Below are 13,525 nucleotides of genomic sequence, written 5' to 3'. Positions count from 1 at the left end.
ATCCTAGGCTCCGTTGACGAGATCGCCGACCGATTGGCGAAGCGCTGCGATCCCGCTGTTGAAATGACGTGTCGGATGGATCCGGTTGGTGAGCAAGGTCCATGCCTTGCCTTTGTCGAAGTCGATCCACAGCCCGGTGCCGGTAAAGCCGGTATGCCCGATCCTCCCGGGGCTGCACAGCCGGCCGCCGGACCAGCCTTCATAGGGCTGCTCCCAGCCATGGGTGCGGGTCGCGGATAAGGGCGTGCGCATCAGCGTGATCGTACGCGCGGATGCGCCGGTCCCGTCCAGCAATCCTTGTGCAAAGTCGAGGATAGACGCCGCCGTTCCGAACAGCCCGGCGTGACCCGCACCTTGCAGCGCCGAGCAATTGTCGTCGTGGACCTCGCCTGAGAGCACGCGATGACGCCAGGTGCAGTCTTCCGTCGCCGCCGTTTGATCCGGCTCAGCGGAGAACGCAAAGCCCGGGCCGGGGTCCATCTCGCGGATGGCCTTTCCCGACACGCGCTCCAGGGCAAAGCCGAGCAGGATAAAATTGATGTCGGAATAGACCGGTTCCCCGGCCTGCCACTCGCGCTGCAGGACGAAGGCGCGCAACAGCTCGGGGTCGCGCCCGTAGGTGTAGATTGGCGCAACGGCGGGAAACGGCGTCTGATGGCCGAGGCACTGGCGAAACGTCACCTTCCGCTCCCAGGCCTTTTCATCATACTGGCGAAGATCTGATAGAACCGAGATCAGCGGTGCGTCGAGATCGATAACGCCTTCTTCCGCCAGCGCCAGGATGCGTGGCGTCGTGAAGATGATTTTGGTCAACGAGGCGAGATCGAACCAGGTCTCGACATGCATCGGCCGCACCTTCGGCACGATTTGAGCCGAGCCGATTGCCCGGACGAAGCGGTCGCCATGCCGATCGACCATGCCGAGCACGCCGCCGGGAATGCGTGAGGCAGCCACCGCCGCTTCGAGAGGGGCGAAGGCGCGGTCGAAGAAGTGGGCGAGGTCGGTCAATGCCAGCCTCCGCTCGAAACTTGGCGCTTTACGACACCCCCCTCTGTCCTGCCGGACATCTCCCCCTCAAGGGGGGAGATTGGCAGTTTTGGCGCCGCCGTCCATTTCTTTCCGCGTTGAAAATTGGCGAAACCTAAGGCGACATCCAATCTCCCCCCTTGAGGGGGAGATGTCCGGCAGGACAGAGGGGGGTGCTGTCCCGCTGCGTCTGGATAATTTTGGGCGACATGCATCACGCTTCCACCCTCGCTCTGTGATCCGGCCCGAACTCATCCCACCTCGCCGGCTCCGGTTCAAATCCCAGCGGCCGCACAAGCGAGGGGACCTGGCGCGTGTCCAGTTCGAAATGCTCGCGCCGCCGGTCGATGGTGGGAACCGCCGCAATGAGCTTCTTCGTGTAGGAATGCTTCGGCTCCGACAACACCGATGTGGCGTCGCCGATCTCGACGATCTGGCCGGCATAGATGACCGCGATGCGGTGGGCGATCCGCTCGACGACAGCCATGTCATGCGAAATGAACAGATAGGCCAGCCCGAACTCGCGCTGCAGGTCGACCAACAGCTCCAGAACCCTGGCCTGCACCGAGACATCGAGCGCGGAGACCGCTTCGTCCAGGACGACGACGGAAGGGTTGAGCATCAGCGCGCGGGCGATGCACAGTCTTTGCCGCTGGCCGCCCGAGAATTCGTGCGGGTATCGTTCAAGACTACTTTCCGGCAGGCCGACGCGTTTCAGCAGCGCGGCCATTTTCTCCCGCGTCTGCGCGTTCACACGGCCGGTGGCGATCACCGGTTCCGCCAGAATGCTGGCGATGCTGAGCCTGGGATTGAGCGAAGCGTAGGGGTTCTGGAACACCATCTGCACTGGCAGGGCGCTCTGCTCGGCGGCAGCCTTCCGCGCGCCGGCCGAGAATGTGCCGCGCGTCGACCGCACAAGCCCCAGGATCGCGCGCGCGGTGGTGGATTTGCCGGAGCCGCTCTCGCCGACGATGGCCAGTGTCTCGCCGGGCATCAGGTCGAAATCGACGCCGTCGACCGCATGCACGGCGCCGCTGGCGCGGCCGAAGAAACCTGATTTGACCGGAAACCGCACCACCAGGCCGTCGACCTTCAGCGCGGGTTCGGTGCCTTTGTCCTGTTCGCGTCGCCCGTCCGAGCGCGTCGCGCGACCGCTGGCGAAATGCGGCACGGCGTGCAGCAGATGCTGCGTGTAGGGGTGCTGCGGATGGTCGAGTATCTGGTTCAACTCGCCCTGCTCGACGGCCTCGCCGCCCTGCATCACCATGATCTTGTCGGCGATGCCGGCGACCAGGCCGATGTCGTGCGTGATGAAGATCATCGACATGCCGGTTTCCCGCTTGAGCTCGGCGAGCAGCGCCATGATCTGCGCCTGCACCGTCACGTCAAGCGCCGTCGTCGGCTCGTCAGCTATGAGCAGGCGCGGATTGCAGGCGAGCGCCATGGCGATCATCACGCGCTGCAGCATCCCGCCCGACAGCTGGTTCGGCGTGTATTCCAGCCGCCGCGCCGCATCCGGAATGCGCACGCGATCGAGCGCATCCTTTGCTGCAGCCGTAGCCTGCCGGCCGGTCAGGCCGCGATGCAGGCGAAACGATTCCTCGATCTGCGTGCCGATGGTCAGCACCGGATTGAGCGAGGTCATCGGCTCCTGGAAAATCATGCCGATCTCGGCGCCGCGGATCTTTGTCAGTTGCGGCTCGGTCGCCGTCAACAGGTCGAAGACGCTGTTGTCGGCCCGTCTCAGCTTGATCGAGCCGCCGGTGATGCGGCCGCCGCCATAGTCGACGAGACGGTTGATCGACAGAGCGGTGACCGACTTGCCCGAGCCGCTTTCGCCGACAATTGCCAATGTCTCGCCGTCGGCGAGGTCGAAACTGACGCCGCGAACGACCTCATTGGCTTCAGGGTTGCGGCCGAAGCCGACGTGCAGGTCGGTGACGGACAGAAGCGGGATCACGCGATCGACCTCCGCATCTTCGGATCGAGGATATCGCGCAAGGCATCGCCAAGCAGGTTGAAGCCCAGGATGCTGACCATGATGGCGAGCCCCGGGAAGATCATCAGCCAGGGGGCTGTTTCCATGAGGTTGCGGCTGTCGCTCAGCATCAGACCGAGCGACGCGGCGGGCGGCTGTGTGCCAAGGCCGAGGAAGCTCAAGCCGGCCTCCGTCAACAATGCCCAGGCCAGCGCCAGGGTTACCTGGACGGTCAACGGCGCCACGAGGTTGAGCAGCAGATGCCGGGTCAGGATGTAGCTTGAGCTGGAGCCGAAGGTGCGCGCGGCGTCGACGAATTCACGCGCCTTGAGCGACAGCGCAGGGCCGCGCACGACGCGCGTGAAGATCGGCGTGTAGACGATGGCGATGGCAACGATGCTGGTCCATGTTCCCGGCCCTGCAACTGTGACGATCAGCAGTGCCAGAAGGATCGCCGGGAACGCCAGCAGCACGTCCATGATGCGCATTAGCAGGCCGTCCCAGCGGCGTCCGAACCACGCTGCCGCCAGCCCGAGGATGGTGCCGGCGAGCGTTGCGAAAGCGACCGAGAAGAACGCCACCGTGAAGGATTGGCCGATCCCGATCATTAGCCGGCTTGCCACATCGCGGCCGAACAGGTCCGTGCCCATCCAGTAGGCGCTGTCGGGCGCATGCAGCCGGTCGACGCGATACTGCATCAGCGGATTGTGCGGCGTCAGTCCCAGCATTCCGAGGATCGCAAGCAGCAGATAGAGCGCGACGATCGCGCCGCCGATCCGGCCGCTGGTATGCGCGAAGATGGCGCGCAGAATACGCATCAGCGCTCCCCCAGCCGGATGCGCGGATCGAGCGCGACATAGGCGAGGTCGACCAGGAGGTTGACGATCATGAAGTTGAAGGCGATGAACAGGACGCTTCCCTGCACCAGCGCATAGTCGCGCTGCAGGATCGCATCCAGGACCATGCGTCCGAGACCCGGCAGCGCGTAGATCTGCTCGACGATGACGGCGCCGCCCAGGAGGTAGCCGAACTCGATGCCGCTCAGCGTGACGACTGGGATCAGCGCATTCGGCAGGGCGTGGCGCCAGATGACGCTGCGGTTGGAGGCGCCCTTGCTGCGGGCCGTCCTGACATAGTCGTCGCTCAGCACGTCGAGCATGGCCGACCGCGAAATGCGGGTTACCGAGGCCGCGAAGGCAAATCCAAGCGTCACCGCGGGCAGCAGCAGCTGGCCCAGATTGCGCAGCGGATCCTGCCACAGGGGCGAAAACGCGCCCATTGCCGGCAGCACGCCAAAGCCGGCGGACAGAGTGTAGATGATCAGCAGGGCAAGAACGAAATTCGGCGTCGACTGACCGATCATCGCGACCACGCGCACGCCGAGATCCGATAGCTTCTCATTGTGCGTGGCGGCGAAAACCCCCGCCGGCATGCCGACCGCAAGCGCGATGATCATCGCCAGCAGCGCGAGCTCGAGCGTGAGCGGGAAGCGCTCAAGGATAACGTCGAGGACCGGCTTGCCATAGGTGACCGAGATGCCCAGATTGCCGTGCAAGAGACCGAGCAGCCAGCGCCAGTACTGGATGAACCAGGGCTGATCGATGCCGAAATAGGCTGCAAGCGCATCACGCTGCGCGGGCGTAAGGAGGCCGGCTTCGGTCCCCAGCATCGCCGTGATCGAGTCGCCCGGAACCATCCGGATCGCCACGAAAACGAGAACGGACACGCCAATCAGGACGAGAGGAAACGTCGCCAGCCGTCGCATCAGATAGTTCACGCGAAGAATACCTCTCGGGCGATAGGTCCGAAGCCGGAGTTGGTTACTGCTGGAGCGTTACCTTGGCGAGGCTGAACAGCGATCCGGTCGGCACCGGCACGAACCCTCCGACATTCTTCTGCTGGGCCGTATAGCTGTACGAGGTGTAGAGCCAGATCCAGGGCGACATCTCGGTGATATGTTTCTCGAAATCGCCAAAGATCACCTTGCGTGCCGCCGGGTCGGTCTCGGTGCGGCCTTTCTGCATCAGTCCGTCGAGCGTGTCGTCGATATAGTTCGCCACCTTCTGCAAGTTTCCGGCCTTGGTCCAGTAGCGATTGTACATCGTGTAGGGATCGGCCCTGCCGCCGTTCAAGGCGATGGCCATGTCGAAGTCGCCCTTCAGCCAGGCATCGACATAGACATTGAGCTCCATCATCTTGATGTCGAGCTTGACGCCGATTTCGGCGAGCTGCGACTGGATGACCTGGGCTTCGGCCGCCGCCGTCGGCGGCTCGCCGGTGGCGCCGATCACGCTCGCCGAAAAGCCGTCGGCATAGCCGGCCTCGGCCATCAGCTTCTTGGCCTTCTCGACGTCGCGCGTGTAGCAGAACAATTGGTTCGGATCGGTCGCCAGAGCAGGGATCGTCAGCGGACCGGTGATCTTGCCTTCGCCAAGCGAGGCGGTGTCCAGCACCTCCTGCCGGTCGATGGCGCAAGAGATGGCTTGACGCACTTTGAGCTCGGTCATCGGCTTGCGTGACGGATTGAGCTGCAGCACGTGATAGGCAAGAACCGGCACGCGGTTCAATTGCAGGCTGGCTTCCTTTGGAACCAGCGTGGCGACAAGCGGGTCGTTGAGCAGCGCGAAATCGACCTGCTTGGTGCGCAGCGCCGCCAGGATCGCCGTCTCGTCCGGAAGCACCGAGATGTCGATGCCGTCGACGCCGGTCGCGCCACCGGCCCAGTCCTTGTTGGCCACAAGCACTTCCTTGGAATTCGGATCCCATTTCTCGAGCTTGAACGGACCCGAGCCGATCGTCGTCGTGCCGATCGACCCGGCGGCGATTTCGCTGGCAGGGACAATGGCTGCGTTGATGTCGCTCATCGCCGTCAGAATCGGAACATCCGGCTGCGACAGGTGAAACACGACGGTGGCCGAATCTGGCGTATCGATGCTGGCGATCGAAAGGAAGTTGGCGCGGGCGGCTGCACTTGTCTTCTCGTCGAGTATCCGTTCGAACGATGCCTTTACATCGGCCGACGTCACCGCCGCGCCGTTCTGGAATTTTGCTTTCGGATTGAGCTTGAAGGTCAGCTCCTTGCCGTCCGCCGAGAACTGCCAGGAATCGGCGATGGCCGGGGTGATCTGCAGGCTGGCGTCGAGCCGCACCAGCGGTTCGTAGATCAGCTCCAGCAGCCGCAGTGACGAAAAGGCCGTCTGCTTGTGCGGATCAAGCCCGGTGGCGTCCTGTGACCAGGCCATACGCAACGTCGCCGCATCCGCCTGCACCGGGACTGCCGCAATGCCGAGCATCGCCGCCAAGGCAATGCCAGGTAGCGTCATGCCGGAAAGCAGTTTCTTGGTAAGGTGCTGTACCATCGTCGTCTCCCATTGTGATCGAACTCGATGCCTTGCAGTTCCCCGGTCCGCTTCAAAGAGACACGCGTCCCCAGAATGTCGGCCCAGTCTATCGGGCCCAGTCTGTCGGCCCAGTATCCATGCGGCTTCACACCGTCTTTTCGCCTATCGCCTTTCGCAGGAACCCTCCGGCAGCGCCAAGCGCCTCGCGCGCCTCTCCGACGCCCGTGCCGGTGATCGTCACCAGTATCGCCAGCTTGACGTCATTGCCGGTCTGGTCGAGTGCTTGTCGTGCCTGTTGCGCCGCGCAACCGGTCGTCTGCATCACCATCCTGACGGCCCTGGCAACGAGCTTCTTGTTGCTGGGATTAAGGTCCACCATAAGGTTCTGATAGCTCTTGCCGATGCGGATCATGCTGGCGGTCGTCAGCATGTTGAGGACGAGCTTTTGCGCCGTTCCCGACTTCAGCCGGGTCGAGCCGGTGAGAACCTCGGGGCCGACAAGCGGAGAGATGGCGATGTCGGCAAGGCCGGCGATGATCGATTTGGCGTTGCAGGAGAGCGCCACGGTCGTCGCTCCCACCTGCCGTGCATAGGTCAAGCCGCCGATGACATAGGGCGTGCGCCCGCTGACCGCGATGCCGACCACCACATCGTCGGCGGTGAGATTGATCTCCTGCAGAGCCTTCATGCCCTGTTTTGGATCATCCTCCGCGCCCTCGGCGGACCGCACCAGCGCATCGGGACCGCCTGCGATCAGGCCCACCACCATGCTCTCGGGCACGCCGAAGGTCGGCGGACACTCCGAGGCATCGAGGACCCCCAGCCGGCCGCTCGTGCCGGCACCCATATAGACAAGCCGCGCACCTTTCTGGAAAGCAGCCACAATCCGGTCTACGGCGGCGGCGATTTCCGGAATGACCTTCTCGATGGCAGCTGGAACGCCTCTGTCCTCGTCATTGATCTTGCGCAGGATATCGATGGTCGGCAGCAGGTCGATATCCATCGTCTTCGGGTTCCGATCCTCGGAAACCAACCGCTCCAGCTCCGACATCAACCCTTGTTCGCTCATCCGCTTGCTTTCAAAGTTCTTGCCGTCGGCAGTAACTAATCTGATGCCGCGCCAAGCGTCGACCAGTGCCAGCGGTTGACATTGGCTTCGTGTCGGCTGTTCCGGTTTCTGCTTTGTTAACTTTCTAGAATTGAATATTCTCAGTGTCAACGGATTATGGAATATAATATTCCTATGTTGGAACGCTATCGGCCGCCAAGAGACTTTTTGGCTAGGATGATGGCACCTGAAACCGCGTCGCCGTCGGCGGGTTTCAGACGCCGGCGGACGTCGGGAGCAAGCCACGGCTCGAGCGGGCTGGACAACCCTCCAAGCAACGTCACCCGTGGCGCGCCTTTTTCGAAAAGCACCCGCACGAAAGTATCGACCTGCTCGGCCGCACCTTGCACGATGCGCCGTCCGACCGGATCTCCCTGGTCGGCGTGGCGGATCACCATGGGTGCGAAAGCCGCATAGTCGGTCGCTGTGGCGCGGTCCATCCAGGCGACCGCCTCGATCGGGTCGTCCTTGAAACGCTGCATGACCTCCGTCAGCAGCGCCGTGCGCTCGTGCCGGCCATCGTGGGCGCGCAAGGCGAGCTGCACGGCCTTCAGCCCAAGGTCGGCGCCGCTTCCCTCGTCGGAGATCGGAAAGCCGTAGCCACCGACGCGCAGGTCGCGCCCGTCGACAAAACCGATGCCGATGGAGCCGGTGCCGGCAATGACAATGGCGCCGTCCTGGCCCGAATGCGCACCAAGGCAGGCGCCGACGCCGTCGCTGACGAAGTCGATGCTGGCAAAGGGATGTGCAATCGCCCGAAACGCCTCCAGCGCACCCTTGCGCCCGATGCCGGCGAGGCCAATTCCTGCCCGGATCCGGGCGATCTCCGCCGGCCCGAAACCCGCCTCCTCGATCGCCGCGTCAAACGCTTTGGCAACGGAGGCCCAGGCCGCGCCGATGCCGAGCCGCGTCGTTGCCGGGCCCGACAAGCCTTGCCCCAGCACCGTTCCCGCTTCGTCTTCGATGCGGGCGCGGCAGCCGGTTCCGCCGCCGTCGACGCCCAGGAAATAATGCGCAGACGCCGCGGCGACACTCATCCACTTATCCGCTCGATCTGGGCGCCGCACAGGCGGAGCTTGCGGTCCAGCTGCTCATAGCCGCGGTCGAGGTGATAGACCCGGTTGATGACTGTCTCGCCTTCGCAGATCAGCGCCGCCAGCACCAGCGAGACGGAGGCGCGCAGATCGGTGGCCATCACCTGCGCGCCCCTCAGCTTCTCGCCTCCGCGCACCAGCGCCATGGTCCCTTGCAGCTTGATATTGGCGCCGAGCCGCATCAGCTCGGGAACATGCATGAAGCGGTTCTCGAAGATCGTCTCGCGCAACAGCGCCGCGCCGTCGGCACAGCACATCAACGCCATGAACTGGGCCTGGAGATCGGTCGGAAAGCCAGGATAGGGTTCCGTCGTAACGTCGACCGCTCTGAGGGGGCCGTCCCTCGATACGATCAGTCCACGGTCGCCGGGCCAGACCTTCACACCCGTGGCCTCGAGCAGCTGCACCACCGATGCCATATGCTCGAGCCGCGCATGGGTCAGCTCGAGCTGGCCGCCGGTGATGGCCGCGGCAATCGCGTAGGTGCCGGCCTCGATCCGGTCCGGGATGATGTCGTGCGTGGCAGCACGCCAGTTGCTGCTGCCCTCGATCAGGATGCGGTGCGTGCCCGCACCTTCGATCCGGGCGCCCATGGCGTTCAGGCAGGCGGCGAGGTCCGCCACCTCCGGTTCGCGCGCCGCATTGAGGATTTCGGTCTCGCCCTTCGCCGCGGTCGCGGCCATCATCGCGGTCTCCGTCGCTCCGACCGACGGCGAGCTCAGCACGATACGCGCGCCTCTCAATCCGCCCGACGCCGACGCAACGATCAGCCCGTTCTCGATGGCAATGTCGGCGCCAAGGGCGGCGAGCGCCGCGACATGCATGTCGACCGGCCGTGCGCCGATCGCGCATCCGCCGGGCAGCGAAACCCTGGCATGGCCGAAGCGGGCAAGCAGCGGGCCGAGAACAAGCACCGTCGCGCGCATGCGCCTCACCGTGTCGTAGGATGTCTCCTTCGAGAGGGCAGCACTTGTATCGATGGTGGCGGCATGGGCTGATCTGGTGATCTCGGCGCCGTGCAGTCTCACCACGCCAAGCATATTTTCCACATCGGTCACATCAGGCAGGTTCGTCAGCTCCAGCGGATAGGGGCTGAGCAGGGCGGCCGCTATCTGCGGCAAAGCTGCGTTCTTGGCGCCGGAGATGGTCACCGCGCCTTGCAGCCTGTGTCCGCCGGCGATCCGCAATTTGTCCATGGCTCTGGAACCTGACCTGATATGTGTACGAGCTTACGCGCTCGCAGGCGATCTTTCATGCCCGAATCTGGGCCGGTCGTATCGGCTCGAGAGTCGATGGATCATTCCTGGCTGTCAATCGTGGCCGGAATAATTTATTCCTTGGCTGGCATTGCCTGCAACTGGCGACAAGGGAACGCATGTCCGTCCTGAAGAAGATCGAGGCCAAGCTCGAAACCATGGCGCCCGGTGATCGCCAGATCGGGCAATTCATCATCGACAACCCGGACCAGATGCTGCGCCTGTCGACGGCGGCTCTCGCGGCCGAGATCGGCCGCAGCCAGTCGAGCGTCGTCAAGTTCAGCCAGAAGCTGGGCTATGTCAGCTATCAGGAACTCAAGCTCGCCGTCAGCGAGGCCAAGGCGCAGGAATGGCAAGTGCCGGCTGGAGTGATCCACGGCTCGATCGAGGTTGGCGACAGCTACCAGGTCATCCTGAAGAAGCTGACCGGCAGCAAGCTTCTGTCGATGCAGCAGACCGTCGCCGCCAACAGCGAGCGGATCATCTCCAGGGCGTTGGAAATGCTGGACCGCGCGCGTCGCATTCATCTGGTCGGTGTCGGTGCCTCCTCGCTGGTGGCGCGCGATTTCTCCTACAAGCTGATGAAGCTCGGCCGTCATGTGCTGCACGACAGCGACAGCCATGTGCAGATGGCCAATGTCTCGACGCTCGGACCCGGCGACGTGCTGTTCGCGCTCTCCTATTCCGGTGCCAGCATCGAAACCTTGCGGATGGCCGAACTTGCCCGCAAGCGCGGCACGACGGTGATCGCCGTCACCGGCCTGCATGACAATCCGTTGAGCCGAGTCGCCGACATCCGCCTCTACACCATCGCCGACGAAGAGCGTGCACGCTCCTCGTCCATCACCGCACGCGATGCGCAGCTGACACTGACGGACTTGCTGTTCATCCTGCTCGTGCAAAAGCAGCCGGACGCCAATGAATATGTCCACAACAGCGAAGTGGCCGTCTCGGTGCTGAAGGCGGATCGATCATAGCGCTGCCGGTGTGTTGCAGATGACAAGCGCAGCATCATCTCAGAAGCGATGGATGCGCAGGCCCAGCACTTTCTCCGAGACGATCACCACCACCAGCGTCAGCACGATCGATACGGTCGAGACGGCTGCGGCTTCCGGCGTGAAGTTGGTGCGCAGATAGTCGAACAGCTGGATCGGCAGCGTCGACGTCCCGATTCCCTTCAGCATGAACGAGATGGTGAAAGTGTCGAAGGATATGATGAAGGCGAACAGCGCGCCGCCGATGACGCCGGGCTTGATCAGCGGCAGCATGATGCGGCGGAAGCGGGTCAGGCGGTCTGCGCCCAGCGAACGCGCCGCCATGTCCCAGGACGGGTCGAAGCTTTCCAGCGAGGCCGAGACGTTGATGAAGACGAAGGGCAGCGTGATCAGCACATGGCCGGCGACCATGCCGATCATGGTCGTGGTGCCGATGCCGATCGCATAGACGAAGAACAGCAGCGCGATCGCCGTCAGCACTTCGGGCAGCAGCAGCGGCGCCAGCATGGCAATCCGTACTGCCTCCTTCCAGCGGCCGGCATGCTGGACATAGTAGAGCGCGGCCATGGTGCCGATGGTTCCGGAAATGACGGTCGCCACCGCCGCCACCCAGAGCGAGGTGCGGATCGCGCGCATGAATACGTCATTGTGGAAGAACGTCACATACCAGCGCAGCGACAGGCCCTGCGGCGGGAACGTCAGGAAATTACCGGCGTTGAAGGAGGCGCCGACGACCACCAGGATGGGCGCCAGCAGAAAGGCATAGACCAGCAGGCAGTAGAGCGTGAGCACCGGCCGCTTCATGTCCGCGCCACCTTCCATTTCATGCGCGTCAGCCGCGCGAAGATGACGACGCAGAGCGCGCCGGTGACGGACAGCATCAGCGCAAGCGCCGAGCCCCATGGCCACTGGAAGGTGTCGATCAGCGCATCGACGACGGTGACGGCCATGGTCTTGACCCTGAGGCCGCCGATCAGCGACGGCGTCACATAGGCGCTGAGCGACAGCACGAAGACGAGAATGCAGCCGGCCTGGATGCCTGGCGTGCACAGCGGCAGGACGATGCGGCGGAAGGCGGTGAAGCGCGAGGCGCCGAGCGAGCGCGCCGCCGATTCCAGCGACGGGTCGACGCCCTGGATCCCCGCCATGATCGGCAGGATCATGAAGGGCAGGAAGACGTGGACCAGCGCGATGACGATGCCGAGCGCATTGTACATCAGCGGCAGCGGGCGATCGATGAGGCCCATGCCGGTCAGCGTGCGGTTGATGAGGCCGGCATTGCCCAAAAGAATCGTCCAGCCATAGGAGCGGATGACGATGCCGACCAGCAGCGGCGACAGCACCAGCCCGTAGGCCAGTGCGCGAAAGCGCATGGTGCCGCGCGCCAATTGCCAGGCGACGGGAAAACCGACGACAAGGCAGATCGCGGTGGTGAGCAGGCCGATCCACAGCGTGTTGGCGACCTGGTGCAGGTAGAAACTGTCGGCGAAGAACTTGGTGTAATTGCCTGTCGTGAAGCCCGGGCCGTAAGGCGTGCCTTGTCCCGGCATGCGGAAACTCATCACCGCGATGTTGAGATAGGGCAGGATGAGAAAGATGCCGAGCAGCACCGCCGCCGGCGCGATCAGGACCAGCGGTCCAAGGCCCTTGCGGCGCGCCGCCCTCATTTTGCTGCCCCGAGCAGCCAGAACCCATCCGCCGGCGCGTGCACGCTGACGCGGTCGCCTTCGGCAATCCGAATGTTCGGAAAGGTCTGGACGTGCAGCGTTTCGCCGGAATCGAGGCCGACGCGATAATCGATGATGCTGCCGGAATAGTAGCGCGCGGTAACCTTTCCCGGTGCGCCGCCCTGACCTGCGGGCCTGAGTTCGATCGCCTCCGGGCGCAGCGACAGTGTGACGGCGGTGCCCGACGCATAGCCTTCGCGGCTGTCGACGGCGACTTCGCCAAAGACGGACGTGACGCGGCTTTTGCCGACTTCCGCCTTCCCACTGACCGTGCCCTTGATCAGGTTCACCTGGCCGACGAATTGCGCGACCTCGAGATTTTCGGGGCGTTCATAGATGTCGGACGGCGCCCCGATCTGGGCGATGCGGCCGCCGAACATGACCACGACCCGGTCGGACATCGTCATCGCCTCGGCCTGGTCATGCGTGACATAGACGGTGGTGATGCCGACGCGGCGCTGCAGGTCGCGGATGAAGACGCGCATTTCCTCGCGCAGCTTGGCGTCGAGATTGGCGAGCGGCTCGTCGAGCAGCAGGATCTTTGGTTCGATGACCAGCGCCCGCGCCAGCGCCACGCGCTGCTGCTGACCGCCGGAAAGCTGGTTCGGAAAGCGCTCGGAATAGCCGCCGAGTTGCACCATCTCGAGCACCTTGGCGATGCGGCTGCGCATTTCCGGCTTGGCGATCTTGCGCATCTCCAGCCCGAAAGCGAGGTTCTGGTCCACCGTCATATGCGGAAACAGCGCATAGTTCTGGAACACCATGCCGATGTCGCGTTTTTCGGCCGGCACGTTGATGACGTCCTTGCCGTCGAAGCGGATGGCGCCTTCGCTCGCTTCCTCGAAGCCGGCGATCATCTTCAGCGTCGTCGTCTTGCCGCAGCCTGAGGGACCGAGCAGCGAAATGAACTCGCCATCGGCGATGCGGATCGAGATGCCGTCGACCGCGCGTGCGCTGCCGAAGGTCTTGGTCAGCCGCTCGATGCTAACCTCGGTCATGA

General features: G+C 63.8%; 12 protein-coding genes. 1 reads left to right on the top strand and 11 read right to left on the bottom strand.

From position 1 onward, the window contains the following. Window positions 1–3: 3 nt before the first annotated feature. From EJ075_RS03815 to murA, 8 genes are all read right to left on the bottom strand, one after another. Window positions 4–1,008, bottom strand: a complete 1,005-nt coding sequence (locus EJ075_RS03815; RefSeq protein ID WP_126103428.1) for a serine hydrolase — start codon at window positions 1,006–1,008, stop codon at window positions 4–6. Window positions 1,009–1,240: 232 nt separating this feature from the next. Then, on the bottom strand, window positions 1,241–2,986 hold the full coding sequence (locus EJ075_RS03805) for an ABC transporter ATP-binding protein (RefSeq protein ID WP_126103427.1): 1,746 nt from the start codon (window positions 2,984–2,986) through the stop codon (window positions 1,241–1,243). Continuing rightward, window positions 2,983–3,822, bottom strand: a complete 840-nt coding sequence (locus EJ075_RS03800; protein ID WP_126103426.1) for an ABC transporter permease — start codon at window positions 3,820–3,822, stop codon at window positions 2,983–2,985. Before EJ075_RS03800 ends, EJ075_RS03805 begins: the two co-directional genes overlap by 4 nt. After that, window positions 3,822–4,781 (bottom strand): ABC transporter permease, encoded by a 960-nt coding sequence (locus EJ075_RS03795; protein WP_126103425.1) that lies wholly within the window; start codon window positions 4,779–4,781, stop codon window positions 3,822–3,824. Before EJ075_RS03795 ends, EJ075_RS03800 begins: the two co-directional genes overlap by 1 nt. A 43-nt stretch (window positions 4,782–4,824) precedes the next feature. After that, window positions 4,825–6,363 carry an ABC transporter substrate-binding protein gene (locus EJ075_RS03790; RefSeq protein WP_126103424.1) on the bottom strand — a complete coding sequence of 513 codons (1,539 nt, stop codon included), beginning with the start codon at window positions 6,361–6,363 and terminating at the stop codon, window positions 4,825–4,827. 127 nt (window positions 6,364–6,490) lie between these two features. Next, a complete protein-coding gene (gene murQ / locus EJ075_RS03785; RefSeq protein WP_126103423.1) occupies window positions 6,491–7,414 on the bottom strand; it encodes an N-acetylmuramic acid 6-phosphate etherase in 924 nt (307 codons plus the stop codon). A gap of 185 nt (window positions 7,415–7,599) precedes the next feature. After that, a complete protein-coding gene (locus tag EJ075_RS03780) occupies window positions 7,600–8,490 on the bottom strand; it encodes an N-acetylglucosamine kinase (RefSeq protein WP_126103422.1) in 891 nt (296 codons plus the stop codon). Continuing rightward, entirely contained in the window at window positions 8,487–9,743 is a 1,257-nt protein-coding gene (gene murA, locus EJ075_RS03775) for a UDP-N-acetylglucosamine 1-carboxyvinyltransferase (protein WP_126103421.1), read from the bottom strand. Before murA ends, EJ075_RS03780 begins: the two co-directional genes overlap by 4 nt. A 179-nt stretch (window positions 9,744–9,922) precedes the next feature. Here murA and EJ075_RS03770 point away from each other — a divergent pair, with 179 nt between their 5' ends. Beyond that, entirely contained in the window at window positions 9,923–10,780 is an 858-nt protein-coding gene (locus EJ075_RS03770) for a MurR/RpiR family transcriptional regulator (protein WP_126103420.1), read from the top strand. Between the two features lie 39 nt (window positions 10,781–10,819). On the opposite strand, the gene EJ075_RS03765 is transcribed toward EJ075_RS03770, so the two are convergent. From EJ075_RS03765 to EJ075_RS03755, 3 genes are read right to left on the bottom strand one after another with little or no spacing between them, the layout of a single operon-like run. Further along, window positions 10,820–11,602 (bottom strand): ABC transporter permease, encoded by a 783-nt coding sequence (locus tag EJ075_RS03765; protein ID WP_126103419.1) that lies wholly within the window; start codon window positions 11,600–11,602, stop codon window positions 10,820–10,822. Further along, complete coding sequence (locus EJ075_RS03760; protein WP_126103418.1) at window positions 11,599–12,465, bottom strand: ABC transporter permease; 867 nt, start codon at window positions 12,463–12,465, stop codon at window positions 11,599–11,601. The genes EJ075_RS03765 and EJ075_RS03760 overlap by 4 nt, the downstream gene beginning before the upstream one ends. Beyond that, window positions 12,462–13,523 (bottom strand): ABC transporter ATP-binding protein, encoded by a 1,062-nt coding sequence (locus EJ075_RS03755; RefSeq protein WP_126103417.1) that lies wholly within the window; start codon window positions 13,521–13,523, stop codon window positions 12,462–12,464. Before EJ075_RS03755 ends, EJ075_RS03760 begins: the two co-directional genes overlap by 4 nt. Window positions 13,524–13,525: the final 2 nt, after the last annotated feature.

Origin of the sequence: Mesorhizobium sp. M6A.T.Cr.TU.016.01.1.1 (assembly GCF_003952585.1) — a bacterium.
GTDB lineage: Bacteria > Pseudomonadota > Alphaproteobacteria > Rhizobiales > Rhizobiaceae > Mesorhizobium > Mesorhizobium mediterraneum.
Note: the sequence above shows the minus strand (reverse complement) of the source record. Positions and strands in the feature narration are given on the sequence as shown.

What these genes read in the sequence shown, in the direction of transcription:
- EJ075_RS03800 (WP_126103426.1), bottom strand. Translation starts at nt 3,822, where the DNA reads ATGCGTATTCTGCGCGCCATCTTCGCGCATACCAGCGGCCGGATCGGC.
- EJ075_RS03790 (WP_126103424.1), bottom strand. Translation starts at nt 6,363, where the DNA reads ATGGTACAGCACCTTACCAAGAAACTGCTTTCCGGCATGACGCTACCT.
- murQ (WP_126103423.1), bottom strand. Translation starts at nt 7,414, where the DNA reads ATGAGCGAACAAGGGTTGATGTCGGAGCTGGAGCGGTTGGTTTCCGAG.
- EJ075_RS03780 (WP_126103422.1), bottom strand. Translation starts at nt 8,490, where the DNA reads ATGAGTGTCGCCGCGGCGTCTGCGCATTATTTCCTGGGCGTCGACGGC.
- murA (WP_126103421.1), bottom strand. Translation starts at nt 9,743, where the DNA reads ATGGACAAATTGCGGATCGCCGGCGGACACAGGCTGCAAGGCGCGGTG.
- EJ075_RS03770 (WP_126103420.1), top strand. Translation starts at nt 9,923, where the DNA reads ATGTCCGTCCTGAAGAAGATCGAGGCCAAGCTCGAAACCATGGCGCCC.
- EJ075_RS03765 (WP_126103419.1), bottom strand. Translation starts at nt 11,602, where the DNA reads ATGAAGCGGCCGGTGCTCACGCTCTACTGCCTGCTGGTCTATGCCTTT.
- EJ075_RS03760 (WP_126103418.1), bottom strand. Translation starts at nt 12,465, where the DNA reads ATGAGGGCGGCGCGCCGCAAGGGCCTTGGACCGCTGGTCCTGATCGCG.
- EJ075_RS03755 (WP_126103417.1), bottom strand. Translation starts at nt 13,523, where the DNA reads ATGACCGAGGTTAGCATCGAGCGGCTGACCAAGACCTTCGGCAGCGCA.